The sequence below is a fragment of the Miniimonas sp. S16 genome (assembly GCF_057748195.1).
This window is the reverse complement of the sequence record NZ_CM173242.1, coordinates 1607203-1622318: the sequence shown is the minus strand read 5'-3', so window position 1 is coordinate 1622318 and position 15116 is coordinate 1607203. Positions and strand designations below refer to the sequence as shown.

Here is a 15116-nt window from a genome sequence, read left to right as displayed (position 1 = left end):
GGCGCGCTCTCGCGCACCGCACCGGCACCGGGGTCATCGGACCGTCAGGACAGGCCGAGGTCCTTGAACGCCTGGACCGACTTGGCCCAGGAGCTGTCGGCGTCGTCGGTCTTCTCGACGTCGACGCGCTTGAGGCCGTCCTGCACCGCGGTGTGGATCGAGAAGTAGTTCGGGCCCTTGAACGGGGCACCCTTGATGGCCTGCGCACGAGCGGAGAAGATCGCGCCGACCGGGGCGTCGTTGAAGAACGGGTTCGTGAACTCCTGGACCGCCGTGGAGCTCTGCGCCTCGATCTGCGAGGGGAAGGTGCCGGCCGAGGTGAACGCCTGCGTCTGCACCTCGGGGCTCGTCAGCCAGGCGGCGAGCTCCTTGGCGGCCTCGGTGTTGGCGCCCGAGGCGGGGACGGTGAGGAACGAGCCGCCCCAGTTGCCGCCGCCGCCGGGGAAGACGTCCGCGACGTTCCAGCCGGTCACGCCGCCGGCGCGCTCCTCGATCGGGCCGGTCATCCAGGCCGGGCAGAGCATGGTGGCGAAGCCGTCCTTCTGGAACGCGGCGTCCCAGTCGGCGGACCACTGCTCGAGGCCGGCGGACAGGCCGTCGGCGCTCGCCTGGGTGACCTGCGTCCACAGGTCGATGATCGGCTGGTTCGTGGCGAGGTCCTTCGGGGTGCCGTCGGACTCCTCGTAGGCGTTGGTGAGCTGGTTGACCATGCCCTGGTAGGTGGCCGAGGCCGAGTCGTACCAGGCGGAGTCGGAGGCGGTGACGAACTGCTTGCCGACCTCGAAGTAGGTGTCCCAGGTGGCGTCGTCGCCGCCGAGCAGCGTGGCGACCTCGTCGGGCGTGCTCGGCAGGCCCGCGGCCTCGAACAGGTCCTGGCGGTAGCAGATCGCCTCGGGGCCGATGTCGGTGCCGTAGCCGATGAGCTTGCCGTCGGTCGTGGTGGCCTGGTCGACCTTCCACTGCACCCAGCGGTCGGCGAGCGCGGGGTCGGACAGGTCGACGAAAAGGTCGGGGTACTGCATGAGCTCGGGTAGCCAGTCGACCTCGATCGCCTCAATGTCCGCCAGGCCCGTGCCGCCGGCGCCGAGCTTGGTGGTCATGTTGGTGCGGGCGTCCTCGGACTTGGCGGCCTTGACCTGCTCGACCGTGACGCCGGGGTGGTCGGCCTCGTACTGGTCGAAGAGCTCGTCGGTGTAGCCGAAGTCGTTGAACGTCGCGACGGTGAGCTTGATCTGCTCGCCGGAACCTGCGCCGGCGTCGGTCGAGGCGTCGCCGCCCGCGGCCTGTGTCGAGTCGCCGGTGGCGTCGGAACCGGATCCGGAACCGCCGCCGCAGGCGGTGAGGACGAGCGCGAGGCTCGCTGCGAGTGCCGTCGCCGTGGCGACGCTGCGGGTACGGGAACTGCGCACGGTGTGACTCCTTCGTCATCGGTCGGGCACCTGCCGTGCCCGAGAGTGAGGCGATCGTGGAAGCGCTCTCACCTGAGAGCAGCGTCACATGCTCGGCGTGGAAGCGCAACCACACTTCTGGGAGCGGTACCACGGTGTTGGCAGCTGCGTGTGCGTTTGCGCAGGTCAGCGTGGGTTCGGGCGCGTCGGACGTGATCGGATCGTTATCTGCGGGTGGGTGGAGGGGTTCGTGGTCGCGTCGGGCTTGCCGGATGCGGTGCTTGCGGTCTCGATGGCGGAGCTTGCGGCCTCTCGCGCACTCGCCGGTGGCGCGGGAGCGACTGTCCGCGACGCCAGAGCGACCGTCCGCGACGTCAGAGCGACTGTCCGCGACGTCAGAGCGACTGTCCGCGACGCCAGAGCGACCCACATGCCAATCGTTCGACGCCCCGCGAGCATCAGTGCTGGTCAGCCGGTTGTGACCGCCGAGCAGCGCTGCGCTGGTCGCTGTGGCGTTGCGGACAGTCGCTCTGGCGTCACGGACAGTCGCTGTGGCGTCGCGACGAGTCGCTCTGCGGTGGCGGGCGGACGCTGGGGTGGGCGCCACGTGAAGCAGATCGAGGAAGCGCGCCGCCGTCAGGCGCCGAAGACCGCCGGAAGCACGAGCAGCATCGCGAGCGACCACGTCACGTGCGTGAGCGCGGGTCCGAGGATCCCGCCGCTGGCTCGCCGCTCGAAGCCGACCACCACGCCCAGCACCGCCGCCGCGAAGACGAGCACGAGGTTCCCGGACGGCAGCGTCGCGAGCACGTACGCCACCGTCGACAGCGCCACCGCGCGTCGCGCCGGCAGCGCCGCGTACAGCGCGCCGCGGAAGAAGAGCTCCTCGGCCACGCCGTTCAGCAGCGTGATCGCGATGACGACGGCGAGCACCCCGTCGCTCGCGTACCCCAGCACGTCCTGGGTGAGGGTCGCGAGCGCGGGCACCGACCGGATCACCAGCCCGCCCACGATGAACACCGCCGCCAGCCCGAGCCCGACCGCGATCGGTGTGAGCACAGGCCGGCGCAGCGTGTCGCGGAACACGATGTGGCCCAGGTGCAGCGGCCCGGACGCGAACGCGCCCACCACCCACGTCGCGGCGAGCCCGAGCGTCAGCGGGTAGAACAGCGCCTCACCCTGCTCGACGGCGAACGAGAGTCCCAGTAGCAGCGCACCGATCAGGAGGGTCGCCGCGACCACGACCCGGCGACGGCGCAGTGCCGCGGGGGACGTCTCCGGGGTCGGCCGGGCCTCCTCGACGAACACCCGACGCACGACGCGGTGCGCCCGACCGGCGCGTCGCGCGCTAAGGGGGTGCAGATGGGACTTGGGGTCCGCGGGCGAACCTGCGCCGGGCGCGAGGTGTGGGTTGCGCGGGAGGGGCGGTTCGCCGTCGGGCGAACCTGCGCCGGGCGCGACGTGAGGGTTGCGCGGGAGGGGTGGCTCGCCGTCGGGCGTCCCGTGCTCAGTCGACGCCACGGTCCTGCTCGCGCGCGATGAGCGCGTGCCGCACGGCGTCGGCGTAGCCGAGGACCTCCCCCGGCACGACCCGGCGGATCGAGTCGTCGCTCACGACCACCTCGACGTCCATCGAGTCGACGAGCGTGCGCGCCGTCGCGGTGTCGACGTCGGTCACGAAGGAGAGCCAGTGCGAGGACAGCCGGGGCGTGAGCAGCGGGACCGTGAGGATCGGCAGCGGCTTGCCCAGGTGCTTGCCCACCTGCCGCATCATGTCCGCATAGGTCAGCACGTCCGCGCCGCCGACCTCGAACACGCGCCCCATGGCGTCGGGGTTGTCGAGCACGCCGACGAGGTAGCGCACCACGTCCTCGAGCGCGATCGGCTGCGTCCGCGTGCTGACCCAGCGCGGCGCGACCATCGCCGGGAGGTTCACCGCGAGCTGGCGCGTGATCTCCCACGAGATGCCGCCGTGGCCGATGACGATCGCGGCGCGCAGCACCGTCAGGGGCACGCCCCCGTCGGCGAGCAGCCGCTCGACCTCGCGCCGCGAGCGCAGGTGCGCCGAGAGCGTGCTGTCGTCGCGCCCGAGGCCGCCCAGGTAGACGATCTGCCGGAGCCCCGCCTCGGCGGCCGCGGCCCCGAACGTGCGGGACGCCTCGGCGTCGAGCCGTTCGAAGTCCGCCGAGGCCAGCGAGTGCACGAGGTAGTAGGCCGCGTCGACGCCCTCGAGTGCCGCCGCCATCGAGGACGGGTCGGCGACGTCGCCGAACACAGGGTCCCCCGCGCCCTCGTAGGTGTCCGGATGGCGGGTCATCGCGCGTACCTCGTGGCCCTCGCGGACCAGCGCGTCGGCGACGTGCGAGCCCACGAAGCCCGTCGCACCCGTCACGAGCACTCGCGTCATGCCCTGCTCCCTGCCTCGTCCGGCCGCAAGTCGCGAGCGTAACCCGCGCCACCGACATGGCGGCCCGCCCGCAGGGGTGGGGAGCGCGGGGTTCGACGGCGAGGCCCGGTTCGGCCTGCGGGCGTCCCACAGCGTTCCTCCGGCGTCCCACAGCGTTCCTCCGGCGTCGCACAGACGTTGCTCCGGCGTCGCTCGGACGTGTCGGGCGCCCAGCGTCAGTCGGCCGCGACCTCGGTGGGTTCGTCGGTCGGGTCCGCTGTCGGGACCTCGGTCGGCTGATCGGTCGGGACCTCGGCCGCGTCCTCGCTGGGGATGCCGGGCTCCCCGGTGGGCTCGCCGTCGGTCGGCTCGGTCGGGTCCACCATCGGCCCTTCCGTCGGGTCCTGCGTCGACTCCCCGGTCGACTCAGGCGCGCTCGGCGACGCTGACGGCTCCTCGGCCGGTGCCACGCGGCCGAGCAGCGGGAACTCGAACGGCTCGAGCCCCGGGACGGTGACCGAGAGGAGGAGGCGCTGCTCGCCGTCGAGCGTCGCGCCCGTGCCGGTCAGCGTCAGCGCGAACGAGCCGTCCCGCTCGATCCGCAGGTCGCCGACGGCGAGCACCGGCTTCTCCTCACCGGCGGCGGTGAGCGACAGGGTCGTCCTGGCCAGCAGCACGGTGGGCGCGCTGATCGACCCCGTGATCACCGTGCCCGGCTCGGCGACCTCGGGCAGCGCGTCGACGCCCACCTCGACCGGGGGCGCCGCGACGCGCACGACGGCGGACGCCGCCTCGGTCTGGTTCGCGGCACTCGCGCGCACGGTCACCGTCACGGCCTCGGTGTTGCCGACGACGGACGGTCCGTCGAACTCGACGGGGATGGTGATCCAGGGCTGGTCGGGCAGCTCGCAGACGACCGTGGTCGCGGTCGCGTTCTCGCTGCACCGCAGCCAGTCGGGGGTCTCGGGCAGGTCGAGCCGGCCGGAGCCGTCGAGCGTGAACGTCACGACCGGGGCCACGAGCGTAGCCTCCGACGCGTACCCACCGTCGAGCCAGATCCCGATCGGCGACCCGGACCCCTCGGGCGGTCTGACCTCCAGTCCGATGCTCTGTTTCTCGACGTCGGACGTCTGCGCCCCGACGGTGGTCGTCGCGCCGGTCGGCTCGCGCACGTCGTCGGAAAGCTCGACCGTGAGGCTGCGCCCCGTGGTCCAGACGGGTGGGGTCATGGTGACCTGGTCGGTCGCGTGCGGCGCGACGGGCGCGAGCGTGCAGACCACGACGTCGTCGCCGGACGCCACGCAGCGCGGGTCGGCCGGGTCGTCGAACGCGGCAAACGCGTCGACGAGGCGCTGCGGCGCCGCCGCCGCGACGGCGAACTCGGACCCGTCCGTCCCGGCGGCGAGGGTGCTCATGAGGGCGCCCGCGCGTGCCGTCGCGCTGCTGGCGGCTGCCGCGTCGGCCCCGTCGCCGTCGGCCCCGTCGCCGTCGGCATCGGCGGCGGACCCGCTCGGCCCGAGGGTGTACGTGAGCGTGGGCGCCGCGAGGCCGTTCTCGCCGCCGTTCACGGTGACGGTCCACGGACCGTTGGCCTCAGGAGTCTCGGTGAACGGCGGGAGCTCGGCGCCGGACAGCGCCGGGGGCGTCGTCGGTGTCGGGCTCGGCTCGGTGGTGGGCTCGGTGGTGGGCTCTGTCGTCGGCTCGGTCGTGGGAGCTGTGGTCGGCTCGGTCGTCGGCGCCGTGGTCGCACTACCGCCCCCCGTGCCCGTGCCGGTTCCGTTCCCCGTGCCGGTTCCCGTCCCAGTTCCGGCCCCAGCGCCCGTTCCCGCCCCAGCGCCCGTTCCAGCACCGGCGCCGGTTCCAGCACCAGCGCCGCTCCCGGCTCCCGCTCCCGTGCCGCCGCTGAGCGCGCCCGCACCCGACGTCGGGTCGGTTCCGTTCGCCGTCGTGCCTGCGCCGTTCGCGCCTGCCGCGGCGTCGCTGCCGGCCCCGGCCCCACTGCCGCCCGTCCCCGACCCCGACCCGCTCGTGCCGGCACCAGAGCCCGCACCGGAACCAGCACCGCCGCCCGCCGGCGCGCTCACGCCCGGGTCGGCGGCGGTGTCGTCACCACCGCCGAGCGCCGCGGAGATGCCCCAGGTCAGCGCGCCCACCGCGACGAGGCCGGCCGCGACGAGACCCGCGATCGCCCCGCCGCCCAGTCCGCCTCCGCCCGCACCGCCGGCCGCCGACGAGCCCGACGAGCGGCCGGAGGACACGCCTCGCCCACCCGGTCGCAGGAAGCCCAGCCACGCCAGGCCGGCGCCTGCGGTCGCCGCGGCGAGTCCGCCCGGCAGCAGCGCGGCCGCAGCGGCCGAACGCGCGCCGACGAGGAACGCGTACTGCGCCTCGCAGTCCTCGCAGTCGCGCCGGTGCGCGTCGACGATCGCGGCGTTCTCCGAACCGGGGTCCATGGCCGCGTCCACCATGAGAGCGCGCACGGCGGCGCACTCGGGGTTGTCCGTGGGCAGCAGGTGCGAGCGCACGTAGGCCTCGCGGAACGCCCGACGCGCGCGGTAGAGCATGGCCGACGTCGCGTTCTCGCTGATCCCGAGCTCGGTGGAGATCTCCTTCACCGAGCGACCGTCGAGGTGGTTCTTCACGAGGACGTTGCGCGCCGACGCGGGCATCCCCGCGAGCACCTCGCGCACCAGCATCTGCTGCTCGAGGCGCTCCGACCGCGTGGCCGGCACCTCGTCCGGCTCGGGCAGCTCGCTCTCGCGGCCGCGCGTGCGCAGGAAGTCCACGCAGAGGTGGCGCACCGTGGAGTCGAAGTAGGCCTCGTAGCGCCGGGGCGCGGCGTCGCCCTCGGTCGGCACGCGGAGCATCCGGACGAGCGCCTCCTGGACGACGTCCTCGACGTCCGCCACGGACAGGCGGTAGGAGCGGGCGATCGTCGTGCCACGGCGGCGCAGCGCGGCATATCGGGTCAGGTCGACGAGCGACCCTCCGGAGGATTCTGCGTGCGGAACAGCCATGCCACTTCCCCCTTGCACCATCGCGCACGACCGTGCGGTGTGGCGGCCGCCCGTCGCACTCCGTCAGGCCGATCGGACCCTCAGATCTCTGGCATGGTACCCAACGAGCGCGCGGACCCGGGTTCGGGTGGCCCGCTACGCCCCGGTGCCTGGCCGCTCCGGCCCGCCGAGGTGGCGCCGCAGGAACTCGTACGCGTACGCCGCCATGTGCGCGGCCTGCGCGTTCGTCGCCGCGCCGCCGTGGCCGCCCTCGATGTTCTCGTAGTACGTCACGTCCTTGCCCTGGGACAGCAGCAGCGCGGCCGTCTTGCGCGCGTGGCCGGGGTGCACGCGGTCGTCGCGGGTCGACGTGGTGAACAGCACGGGCGGCAGTGGCCGGTCCGGCTGCGCCGCGGCGAGGTGGTACGGCGAGAACGTCCGCAGGAACTCCCACTCCTCGGGCACGTCGGGGTCGCCGTACTCGGCCGTCCACGAGGCGCCCGCGAGCAGCAGGTGGTAGCGGCGCATGTCCAACAGCGGCACCTGGATCACGACGGCGCCGAACAGCTCCGGGTACTGCGTGAGCATGTTGCCCGTCAGCAGCCCACCGTTCGAGCCGCCCTGGACGCCCAGGTGCGCCGGAGAGGTGATCCGGGTCGCGACGAGGTCGCGCGCGACCGCAGCCAGGTCCTCGTACGCGCGGTGCCGGTTCGCCTTGAGCGCGGCCTGGTGCCACCCCGGTCCGTACTCCCCGCCGCCGCGGATGTTCGCGACGGCGTACACCCCGCCCGGCTCGAGCCACGCGCGCCCGAGCGCGCCGGAGTAGCCGGGGGTCAGCGAGATCTCGAAGCCGCCGTAGGCGTACAGGAGGGTCGGCGCCGTGCCGTCGAGCGGCAGCCCCGTGGGCCGGACGAGGAAATACGGCACGCGCGTGCCGTCGGCGGAGGTCGCGAAGTGCTGCTCGGACTCCAGGCCTCCTGGGTCGAAGAAGGCGGGCGCCGCCTTGAGGTCCTCGGTGCGCTCGACCCCGCCCTCGCCGTCGAGCACCACGAGCGAGAGGGTCGACGGCGTGAGGTAGTCCGTCGCCGTCAGCCACACCGCGTCGCCCAGGGGGCCGGGGTCGTCGCGGTCGACGGCGCCGACCGCGACCGTGCCGATCGCCGGGGCGGCCCGCAGCGCACGACGGCGCCACGCGGCTCCCGCGGGCGGCGTCGCCTCGGGCGCGTGGTCGGCAGGGGTGGTCGGGTGGCCGGTCGCGGCGGTGGTCGGTTGGCCGGTGGCGGGCGGCGTCAGCACCTCGAGCCGGTTCTTCACGTCGTCGAGCACGTTGAGCACCAGGTGCGAGCGGGTCCACGAGGCGCCCACGAGCGCCGTCGTGGGCGTCGGCGCGAACAGCGTGGTGCCGATGCGGCTGCCCGCGCGGAACGCCTCGTAGTCGAACGCGACGAGCGACCCGCCGGGGTGGCGCACGCCGCCCGCCTCGCGCAGGTCCCACTCCTCGCGCAGCTCCACGAGCAGCCACGAGCGGTGCACGCCCGCCTCGGCCGAGTCGGGGACGTCGAGGCGCTCGAGCCTGCCGTCGGGTCGCAGCTCGAGCAGCTCGTTCGTGTAGAAGGTGAGCGCGCGGGACACCCAGTCGCGCTCGAACCCGGGCGTGCGGTCGTGGTGCGCCGAGATGTACAGGTCCTCGACCGCCCCCTCGAACACGATCGGCGCGTCCGCCAGGGCCTGTCCGCGCGACCACCGCCGCGCCCGCCGCGGATAGCCGGAGGAGGTGGGCTCGCCGTCGTCCGCGGTCTGGACGAAGAGGGTGTCGCCGTCGATCCAGCTCGCGCCGCCCTTGGCCTCGGTGCGGTGGAAGCCGCCGTCCTCGACGGTGACGAAGGTGCGGGCGGTGAGGTCGAACTCGCGCGTGACGTCGGCGTCGGAGCCGCCGCGCGAGATGTCGACGAGCGCGCGGGTGTACGCCAGTGGCCCGGTGCGCAGGATCGACGCACCGTGCCACACCCAGTCGACGCCCTCGGCGGCTGAGATCGCGTCGAGGTCGAGCAGCACGTCCCAGTCGGGCTCGGCGGTCCGGTAGGAGTCGAGGGTGGTGCGCCGCCAGACCCCACGCTCGTGCTCGGCGTCGCGCCAGAAGTTGTAGAGGTGCTCGCCCGCCTTCGCGACGACCGGGATGCGGTCGGTGGAGTCGAGGACCTCCAGGACGTCGCGCTCGGTGCGGGCGAACTCGGCCGTCGCGGCGAGGGACGTCTCGGCCTCGGCGTTGCGCTCGCGCACCCAGGCGAGCGCCGCCTCGCCCTCGACGTCCTCGAGCCAGAGGTAGGTGTCGTCGTGCTCGTGTCCGGGCTGCGTCATGGCGTCGAGCCTACGAGCCGCACGCCTGCCGGCTCACACCGGCTGATCCCTGGCTGCGGACCACGCTCACGACCCGGGCACGGGACCGCGGTCGACCTCCCAGACCTCGAGCTCCGGGTGGGAGGGGTGGGAGGGGACGGTCGCGCGGATGACCGAGCCGTCCTCGCGGACCGAGCCCTCGATGTCGCGCACGGACGGGCGGCCGAAGCGCTCGTCGAAGCGCCGCAGCGGCACGGTGAGCGTGGTCCCGCGGTCCACCACGACCTCCTCGCCCTGCACGACGAGCCGCAGGTGCGGGTCGTCGCCGGCCTCGAGGTCGAACGTGATCGAGTCCTCCAGCACGTGCACCCGCAGGCGGTTGCCCTGCAGGCAGAGGCGGAACGTGAGGTGGTCCCACGAGGAGGGCAGCCGGGGGTCGAAGCTCCACTCGGCGAGGTAGTCGCGCATCCCGCCGAAGCCGGCGACGAGGGCGTTCCACACGCCGCCGAGCGACGCGACGTGCACCCCGGCGTCGGCGTTGTGGTGCAGGTCGGCGAGGTCGACGTACACCGCGCTGGAGAAGTACGCCTCCGCGAGCCCGGAGTAGCCGACCTCCGCGGCGATGATCGACTGCACGACGGCGGACAACGTCGAGTCGCCGGTCGTCAGCGGGTCGTAGTACTCGAAGTCGGCCAGCTTCTCCTCGAAGGAGAACTCGTCCCCCTGGAGGAACAGCGCGAGCACGACGTCGGCCTGCTTGAGCACCTGGTGGCGGTAGATGACGAGCGGGTGGTAGTGCAGCAGGAGCGGCCGCTTGTCCGGCGGGGTGTTCGGCAGGTCCCACAGCTCCTTGGACAGGAAGTCGTCGTCCTGCGGGTGGATGCCGAGGTTCTCGTCGTAGGGGACGTGCATGGCCTCGGCCGCGCTGTGGAACTCCTCGATCTCCTCCGCGGAGAGGGCGAGCCGACGGCAGACTGCGACGTACGCCGTCGGGTCCTCGCGCTCGATCCGGCGCAGGTTGCGCACCGCGGCGCGCAGGTTGGCGCGCGCCATGACGTTGGTGAAGAGGTTGTCGTTCACCACGGCCGTGTACTCGTCGGGACCCGTGACGCCGTGGATGTGGAACTCCTCGCGCCCGTCCGAACCCGCCGATCGGCGCCAGAAGCCGAGGTCCGCCCACAGGCGCGCGGTCTCCACGAGGATGTCGATCGCCTCGCGCTCGAGGAAGGCGCGGTCCCCGGACGCGGCCACGTACTGCGACACGGCGTGGGAGATGTCGGCGTCGATGTGGTACTGCGCCGTGCCCGCCGCGTAGTAGGCGGACGCCTCCTCGCCGTTGATCGTGCGCCAGGGGTAGAGCGCGCCGCGCTGGTTGAGCTCCCACGCGCGCCGGCGCGCGGCGTCCAGCAGCGTGTAGCGGAACCGCAGCGCGTTCCGCGCGAACGCGGGGGAGGTGTAGGTGAGGAACGGGAGCACGTAGATCTCGGTGTCCCAGAAGTAGTGCCCGTCGTAGCCCGACCCGGTCACGCCCTTGGCCGGTATGCCCGTGCCCTCCGCGCGGGCCGAGGCCTGGATCAGCTGGAACAGGTTCCACCGCACGGCCTGCTGCAGCTCCGGCTGGCCGCCGATCTCGACGTCGCTGCGGGCCCAGAAGTCGTCCAGCCACGCGCGCTGCGCGGCGAACACCGACTCGGTCCCGGCCCTCTTGACCCGGTCGAGCGTGCGGCGGCAGCGGTCCACGAGCTCCGGCGGGGGCACGCCACGGGACGTGTGGTAGCTGACCACCTTGGTGATCCTCGTCGTCGTGCCCTGCGTCGCGTCGATGCGGAACACGTGCTTGGCGAGGTCGTCGCCGGTCTGCGTGCGGATCTCGTAGGAGTCGGTGGTCTCGATCGAGTGGTCGGCCGCGACGGCGAGCGTCATGCCGGACGCCGCCACGCGGTAGCCGAGCACGGACCGCCCGTCGCCCTCCCAGTTCAGCACCGGCTCGAGGATGCGTCCGCGCAGGCTGGCCGCGCGGCGCGGGTCGAACGTCGCGCCCGGGACCAGGCCGTGGCCGTTCACCGTGCGACCGGTGTACTCGTCCTGGCCGTCCTGGCGGTTGAGGATCTGGCACGAGATCGCGACGGGCGCGTCGGCGTCCAGCAGCGTGATCTCGTAGTCCATGACGGCCAGGTGCCGCTCGGAGAACGAGACCATCCGGCGCGAGCGCAGGTGCACCCGCTTGCCCGACGGCGTGCGCCAGAGCACCTCGCGGGTCAGCACGCCGTCGCGGAAGTCGAGCGTCCGCTCGTACCGCTCGAGGTCCGCGACCGTGAGCAGGAGCGGCTCGTCGTCGACGTAGAGCCGCATGATCTTGGGGTCGGGGACGTTGACGATCGTCTGCCCGACCTTCGCGAACCCATACGCGTCCTCCGCGTGCTGGATCGGCCAGATCTCGTGGAAGCCGTTGATGAACGTGCCGTGCGCGTAGGTGTCGCGGCCCTCCTCGACGTTGCCGCGCAGCCCGAGGTACCCGTTCCCGACGGCGAAGAGCGTCTCGGTCTTGCCGAGGTCGCCGGAGTCGTAGCGCACCTCGCGCAGCGCCCAGGGGTCGGCGGGGAAACGCGTCCGGTCCAGCGGGTCCTCGGTGGTCGCACGGCGCATGCGTCAGTCCTTCCGCGTCAGGCCGACGACGAGCTCCCCGAGGTCGTCCACCACGACGTCGGCCCCGCTCGCCAGCAGCTCCTCGTGCCCCGCCCCCCTGTCGACGCCGAGCACCAGCCCGAATCCTCCCGCACGTCCGGCCGCGACGCCCGAGTGCGCGTCCTCGACGACGACCGCGCGTGTCGCGGGGACGCCGAGCAGCTCCGCGCCGTAGAGGTACGTGTCCGGCGCCGGCTTGCCGGCGATGCCGTGCTCGGCCGCGACCACGCCGTCGACGATGACCTCGAACCGGTCGATGAGGCCCGCCGCGGTGAGGACCGGGCGGGCGTTCTTCGACGAGGACACGACGGCGACGGCGACCCCGCGCGCCTGCACCGCGTCGAGGAAGGCCACCGAACCGGGGTAGGGGGCCACGCCGTCGGACGCGAGCACCGAGGTGAAGACGCCGTTCTTCCTGTTCCCCAGGCCGCAGACCGTGTCGAGGTCGGGGGAGTCGGTGGGCTCGCCGTCGGGCACGACGATGCCGCGGGAGGCGAGCAGGCTGGCGACGCCGGCGTAGCGCGGCTTGCCGTCGATGTAGGCGAAGTAGTCCGCGTCGGTGTAGGGCGCGACGCCGCGGGCGGCGAGGAACGGCTCGAAGAGGCGGGCCCAGGCGAGCATGTGCACCTCGGCCGTGGGCGTGAGGACGCCGTCGAGGTCGAAGAGGACGGCGTCGAGGGGGTCGAAGGGGGTGGGGATCTTCGGTGTTTGGGCTGGGGCTGGTGCGTGGGGGGTGGGCTCGGACATGACGGACTCCCTGGTGATCGTCGTCGGTGTCGGTTCCGGGCCACGGTTCCTCGAGAGGTCGGTGTCGTGTCGGCCCGGCGCGCTCCGGGCAGGCTACCCGGCGCGTGTGACCGGGAGGTGACGCCTGCGTGTGCGGCCCGGGCCGTCGCGGCGCGGTCCGGGTGGACGCGGCGGTCGCGGTGTCCACATGGGACGCGGCTGCGCGTGCCGTGGCGCGGTCTGGGTGGACGTGGCGGTCGCCGTGTCCACCGCGGGCGCGGCTGTGCGGGCCGCGCGCTGCCTCGAGCCCCCGGCGCGCAGCCGTCGTCAAGGTCGGTCCGGGCCCCTCGCTTAGGCTTGGCCGGGTGACGGAGAAGCAGAGGGCGGCAGTCGTGCACAACCCGGTGAAGGTCGACCGGGAGGATCTCGAGAGGATCGTCGGCGCGCTCGAGGCCGAGCTGGACTGGGAGCCCACGCTCTGGCTGGAGACCTCCGTCGAGGACGCCGGGCAGGGGCCGGCGCGCGAGGCGCTGGACGCGGGGGTCGACGTCGTGGTCGCGGCCGGCGGCGACGGCACCGTCCGTGCCGTGGCCGAGGCGCTGCGCGGCACGGGCACGTCGCTCGGGCTGCTGCCGTCGGGAACCGGGAACCTGCTCGCCCGCAACCTCGACCTCACGCTGTCCGACGCCGAGCGCGCCCTGCGGGTCGCGTTCACGGGGGACGACCGGGCGATCGACGTCGCGCTCGCGCGGCTGCGCCGCGAGGACGGCGAGACCGAGGAGCACGCGTTCGTCGTGATGGCCGGGATGGGCCTGGACGCGCGGATGCTGTCGGAGACCGACGACGACCTCAAGGCGAAGGCCGGCTGGCTCGCCTACGTGCACGCGATCAGCAAGGTGCTGCGCGACCCCAACGAGCTGAAGTTCGCCCTCCGGCTCGACGACGGCGAGGCGCGCCGCGTGCGTGCCCACACTGTGATCGTCGGCAACTGCGGGTCGCTGCCCGCCGGGATCCTCCTGCTGCCGGACGCCGCGGTGGACGACGGCGTGCTCGATGTCGTGGTGCTGCGGCCGGGCAGCCTGCTCGGCTGGCTGCAGGCGATCTCCCGCGTGATCTGGGACAACGGGGTGCTGCGGCGACTGCCGTGGCGCAAGAACGCGCCCGAGCGGCCGAGCCGCGCGCTCGTCTACTCGACGGCGCGCACGCTCGACCTGCGGCTCACCGAGCCGCACGAGGTGGAGCTCGACGGCGACGCGTTCGGCACGGCCGTCGCGCTGCGGGTGAGCGTGGAGCCCGGAGCGCTCCAGGTGAAGGTGCCGTTCTCCGACTGAGGCGAGGCTCGCCGTCGGGCGCATCCCGTTCGCGAGGTGATCTTCGTCCTTTCGCGAGGTGATCTTCGTCCTTTCGCGAGGTGATGTTCGCTCGCTTCGGCGTCGGAGAACACCTCGGGAAAGGACGGACTTCCTCTCGCGAAAGGACGGAGTTTCTCTCGCGAAAGGACGAACTTCCTCTCGAGAAAGGACGAACTTCCTCTCGAGAAAGGACGGACTTCCTCTCGCGAAGGGGTGGCGGGAGGCGGGTGGCGGGTGGCGAGCGGCGGTCAGCCGTGCAGCAGCACCAGCAGCTCGGACTCCGCCGAGCCCAGGCGTGCGGGGTCGATGGTCCGGCCCTCGTCGTAGGAGTCCACGACGCGGGGGTCCACGTACGACGCACGCGCTATCGCGGGCGTGTTCCCGAGCTGCTCGGCCGCGGCGCGCATGGCTGCGGCGACCGCCCGGTTGCGCTTCGCCGTCGTCGGCTGCGGTCCGCGCCGGGCGAGCTCGATCGCTGCGGCGACCGTGCCGTGCAGCGTCCGGAAGTCCTTGGCGGTGAAGTCACCGCCGGTGCGCGCGCGGACATCGGCATTGATCTCCTCGGCCGAGAGCGGGTGCCAGCCCTTCGCGTCCTGCCACGCGAGCAGGCGGGCGCGCCCGCCGCGGCGCTTGAGGCGAGCGACGAACGCCGCGAGGTCGGGGTCGACGACGTCGCTGCTCCACTCCTGCCCGCTCTTGGCCGGGAAGCGCAGGTGCACCTCCCGTCCGCCGCTCACCGTCGCGTGCGCCGCGAGCAGCGTGGACAGGCCGAAGCTGCCGTGCGCGAGCGCGTACTTCTCCGAGCCGACGCGCAGGTTCGCGACGTCGAGCATCCGGAACGCCGCCGCCAGCGCCCGCTCGCGGGACAGGTCCTCGCGCCGCAGGTCCATCGTGACCCGGCGCCGCGCAGCGGGCAGCACCTCGGCGAGCGCGAGGGCGCGGTCGTACTTGATGGCGTCCATCCGCATCCGCCACGTCGGGTGGTAGACGTACTGCCGACGGCCAGCCTGGTCCACCCCGGTCGCCTGGACGTGACCGTTCGGATACGGGCAGATCCACACGTCGGTCCACGCCGGCGGGATGGCGAGGGCGTCGAAGCGGGTGCGGAGCTCGGCGTCGTGCAGGGTGGCGCCGTCGGGGTCGCGGTAGGTGAACCCTCGACCGCTGCGGACACGGTGGAAGCCGGGGCCGGCGGTGTCGCTGCGGCGCAGACGGGGCATGGTGCACGGTAGCGCCGGCGTCGGGC

Annotated in this window: 9 protein-coding genes; 1 reads left to right on the top strand and 8 read right to left on the bottom strand. The window is 73.2% G+C overall.

From position 1 onward, the window contains the following. Nucleotides 1–44: 44 nt before the first annotated feature. From AC3AQ1_RS07030 to AC3AQ1_RS07000, 7 genes are all read right to left on the bottom strand, one after another. Entirely contained in the window at nucleotides 45–1409 is a 1365-nt protein-coding gene (locus tag AC3AQ1_RS07030; protein ID WP_108718398.1) for an ABC transporter substrate-binding protein, read from the bottom strand. Nucleotides 1410–2024: 615 nt separating this feature from the next. Next, entirely contained in the window at nucleotides 2025–2705 is a 681-nt protein-coding gene (locus AC3AQ1_RS07025; RefSeq protein ID WP_108718397.1) for a CPBP family intramembrane glutamic endopeptidase, read from the bottom strand. 190 nt (nucleotides 2706–2895) lie between these two features. After that, on the bottom strand, nucleotides 2896–3795 hold the full coding sequence (locus tag AC3AQ1_RS07020; protein WP_108718396.1) for an NAD(P)H-binding protein: 900 nt from the start codon (nucleotides 3793–3795) through the stop codon (nucleotides 2896–2898). Nucleotides 3796–4010: 215 nt separating this feature from the next. Continuing rightward, nucleotides 4011–6791, bottom strand: coding sequence for an RNA polymerase sigma factor (locus AC3AQ1_RS07015; protein ID WP_159096424.1), 2781 nt, complete (start codon nucleotides 6789–6791; stop codon nucleotides 4011–4013). Between the two features lie 135 nt (nucleotides 6792–6926). Then, a complete protein-coding gene (locus AC3AQ1_RS07010) occupies nucleotides 6927–9128 on the bottom strand; it encodes a prolyl oligopeptidase family serine peptidase (protein ID WP_108718394.1) in 2202 nt (733 codons plus the stop codon). Between the two features lie 66 nt (nucleotides 9129–9194). Beyond that, nucleotides 9195–11753, bottom strand: coding sequence for a glycoside hydrolase family 65 protein (locus tag AC3AQ1_RS07005; protein WP_108718393.1), 2559 nt, complete (start codon nucleotides 11751–11753; stop codon nucleotides 9195–9197). 3 nt (nucleotides 11754–11756) lie between these two features. Further along, nucleotides 11757–12539 carry an HAD family hydrolase gene (locus AC3AQ1_RS07000; protein ID WP_108718392.1) on the bottom strand — a complete coding sequence of 261 codons (783 nt, stop codon included), beginning with the start codon at nucleotides 12537–12539 and terminating at the stop codon, nucleotides 11757–11759. A 344-nt stretch (nucleotides 12540–12883) separates the two neighbouring features. Here AC3AQ1_RS07000 and AC3AQ1_RS06995 point away from each other — a divergent pair, with 344 nt between their 5' ends. Continuing rightward, complete coding sequence (locus AC3AQ1_RS06995; protein WP_108718391.1) at nucleotides 12884–13849, top strand: diacylglycerol/lipid kinase family protein; 966 nt, start codon at nucleotides 12884–12886, stop codon at nucleotides 13847–13849. Nucleotides 13850–14118: 269 nt separating this feature from the next. On the opposite strand, the gene AC3AQ1_RS06990 is transcribed toward AC3AQ1_RS06995, so the two are convergent. Continuing rightward, nucleotides 14119–15090: a DNA topoisomerase IB gene (locus tag AC3AQ1_RS06990; protein ID WP_108718390.1), complete on the bottom strand. Its 972-nt coding sequence runs from the start codon at nucleotides 15088–15090 to the stop codon at nucleotides 14119–14121. Nucleotides 15091–15116 lie beyond the last annotated feature (26 nt).

Excerpts from the sequence above, each read along its gene's own strand:
- AC3AQ1_RS07020 (WP_108718396.1), bottom strand. The coding sequence starts at position 3,795 with ATGACGCGAGTGCTCGTGACGGGTGCGACGGGCTTCGTGGGCTCGCAC.
- AC3AQ1_RS07015 (WP_159096424.1), bottom strand. The coding sequence starts at position 6,791 with ATGGCTGTTCCGCACGCAGAATCCTCCGGAGGGTCGCTCGTCGACCTG.
- AC3AQ1_RS07010 (WP_108718394.1), bottom strand. The coding sequence starts at position 9,128 with ATGACGCAGCCCGGACACGAGCACGACGACACCTACCTCTGGCTCGAG.
- AC3AQ1_RS07005 (WP_108718393.1), bottom strand. The coding sequence starts at position 11,753 with ATGCGCCGTGCGACCACCGAGGACCCGCTGGACCGGACGCGTTTCCCC.
- AC3AQ1_RS07000 (WP_108718392.1), bottom strand. The coding sequence starts at position 12,539 with ATGTCCGAGCCCACCCCCCACGCACCAGCCCCAGCCCAAACACCGAAG.
- AC3AQ1_RS06990 (WP_108718390.1), bottom strand. The coding sequence starts at position 15,090 with ATGCCCCGTCTGCGCCGCAGCGACACCGCCGGCCCCGGCTTCCACCGT.